Source organism: Nocardia sp. NPDC060220, from assembly GCF_042727815.1.
Classification (GTDB): Bacteria; Actinomycetota; Actinomycetes; order Mycobacteriales; family Mycobacteriaceae; genus Nocardia.
Genome location: NZ_JBHWZY010000986.1, coordinates 1 through 2,341, shown reverse-complemented (window position 1 = coordinate 2,341; position 2,341 = coordinate 1). Strand labels below are relative to the sequence as shown.

At 65.9% G+C, this 2,341-nt stretch carries 2 protein-coding genes; one reads left to right on the top strand and one right to left on the bottom strand.

Going from position 1 to position 2,341, the window contains the following annotated elements; genetic code table 11:
• Nucleotides 1-561 precede the first annotated feature (561 nt).
• On the bottom strand, nt 562-1,134 hold the full coding sequence (locus ACFWF3_RS32640) for a TetR/AcrR family transcriptional regulator (protein ID WP_379317713.1): 573 nt from the start codon (nt 1,132-1,134) through the stop codon (nt 562-564).
• An 88-nt stretch (nt 1,135-1,222) separates the two neighbouring features.
• Between ACFWF3_RS32640 and ACFWF3_RS32635 the strand changes: the two genes are divergently transcribed.
• A complete protein-coding gene (locus tag ACFWF3_RS32635) occupies nt 1,223-2,053 on the top strand; it encodes an oxidoreductase (protein WP_379317711.1) in 831 nt (276 codons plus the stop codon).
• Nucleotides 2,054-2,341: the final 288 nt, after the last annotated feature.

Below are 2,341 nucleotides of genomic sequence, written 5' to 3'. Positions count from 1 at the left end.
CCGGCCTGGCCCACACTCGATCACGCCGGACAACACAGCTTTCGATCCCTCGTGACAGCAGCACTGCACTGTGCACGGCTACTGGAACAGGACCCACTGCTGATCAACGCAAGCGCACACCTATTGGCAATCGCCAGGACCGAGCACTGACCTGGCCCGTGAGTTCAAACGCGCTCTTCTGCCGCTGGGCGCGCGGTCGCGAACGTCCGCATCTGCCGATGGGCGGTTGGCGCCGGATCGTATCTGTGGCGGGTGTTCTGTCCTGGTCGCCTGCCAGGCCCGCCGTCCGAGCGATGTAAACGGGCCGCGTTCGGGTCACGACATCTTGTGGTGGTTCTATCGGTGATCTGTGAAGTCACCGATCGGTGGATCCTGATATCACCCCAGATCTGAAGATGTTCGCATCGGCGAATCTCGACAACGCGAGCTCGGTGCAAGGACGTGTGTGCTTCGCCCCATGCAAGGCGTTGGAGGAGTCGCCGTGCCTCGTCGGACAAAGGTCAAGCTCTAGGCCGCGATTCGGCGTGACGCACGAGCGGGGCCGTGATGCCCTCGTGCTGATCAACCCGCTGTTCGGGCGCGGGCTGTCAGGCCGGGCAGGATCAACGTGAGCCAGCGTTCGCGCGCGGCGGAGGGCTGATCGATCGGAGCGGTGGAGAACAACAGGTAGATGTCACCGACGGTGACATCCGGGTGGACGTCGCCGTCCGCTTGTCCGGCGCGGATAAGCGTGGCCAACGCAGTGGCAGCGCGCTGTTCGTCGGCCAGTACCCGGGGATCGGCGCCGAGGGTCTGCGCGGCAGCTTTGGCGGCACGGTTGGTCGCTGAGACCTCCACGACCCGCCGCAGAAACGCCGTGATCTCCTGTGAGGCATCAGCGCCGTCCGCGACGCGATCGCACGCCGCTTCGGCGTCGTCGGCGACCTGGGCTACGTACTCGGCGACGATGGCGGTGACCAGGTCGGCTTTGGTCGGGAAATGGCGATACAGGGTGCCCACGGCGACCCCGGCCGCGGTGGCGATCTCGTTCATGCCCACGTCGGGTCCGTGCGTGGTGATCTGCTCACGTGCGGCGGACAGGATCTTGCTGCGGTTGCGGATCGCGTCGGCGCGCTGCGGTCTGGCCTCGGTCATGAACTTCTCCCACGGGTCCTTGCATGAAGATGAATACTCGTTCATGATAGAACATGAATTGTCATTCATCTTACTGTCAGGAGACGACATGACCGCCAAGACCGCACTCGTCACCGGAGCCTCCTCCGGTATCGGCGAAGCCACCGCCCGCAAACTCGCTACCCTCGGCTTCACCGTCTACGGCGCCGCGCGCCGCACCGACCGGCTGCAGAAGCTCGCCGCCGACGGCATCCGACCGCTGGCCATGGACGTCACCGACGACGCGTCCGTGCGTGCCGGTATCGAACTCATCGTGGCCGAGTCCGGACGCATCGACGTGCTGGTCAACAACGCCGGATACGGTTCCTACGGCGCGGTCGAGGACGTGCCACTCGACGAAGCCCGCTACCAGTTCGAGGTCAACGTCTTCGGAGCCGCGCGCCTGGCCCAACTCGCGCTGCCGCACATGCGTGACCAGCGCAGCGGCACGATCGTCAACATCACCTCCATGGGCGGCAAGATCTACACCCCGCTCGGTGGCTGGTACCACGGCACCAAATTCGCCCTCGAAGGCCTCAGCGACTGCCTGCGGCTCGAGGCCGAACCCTTCGGCGTCGACGTGGTCGTCATCGAGCCCGGCGGCATCCGCACCGAGTGGGGCGGAATCGCCGCCGACCACCTGCGCAAGGTCTCCGGCGACGGCGCCTACTCGACCCAGGCCGACGCGGTGGCCGCCTCGCTGAGCTCGGAGGCCAACGCTCGACGCAATTCCCCGCCCGAGGTGATCGCCGACGCGATCGGAAAGGCCGTCACCGCCCGCCGACCCAAGACCCGCTACACCGTCGGCTTCGGTGCCCGCCCGCTGATCTTCCTGAAGTGGCTGCTGCCCGACCGGGCGTTCGACGCCCTGATCAAGCGCGCCACGGGCGTGCGCGACTGAAGTCGAGCAAAGCCTAGAATTCGCCGGTGGGAGCGGTCAGGTTCCCGCTTCAGCGACGACCGGATTCACCGATGAACGGCGTCAGAATTCACCCGCACAACCACACGACATCTTGTGGTGCAGCTCAGCCCTCGGGTAACCGCTCGCTGGTTTCGGGAGTCGGGGTCTGGGCGTTCCAGCTGGCGAGCAGTCGGATCGCATCATGCTCCGGTGAGCCCGGCTGCGGAGTGAACACGGTCAGAACCTGATCTGTTGCCGCGGTGACGGTGAGGTTCTCGAACGGCAGGG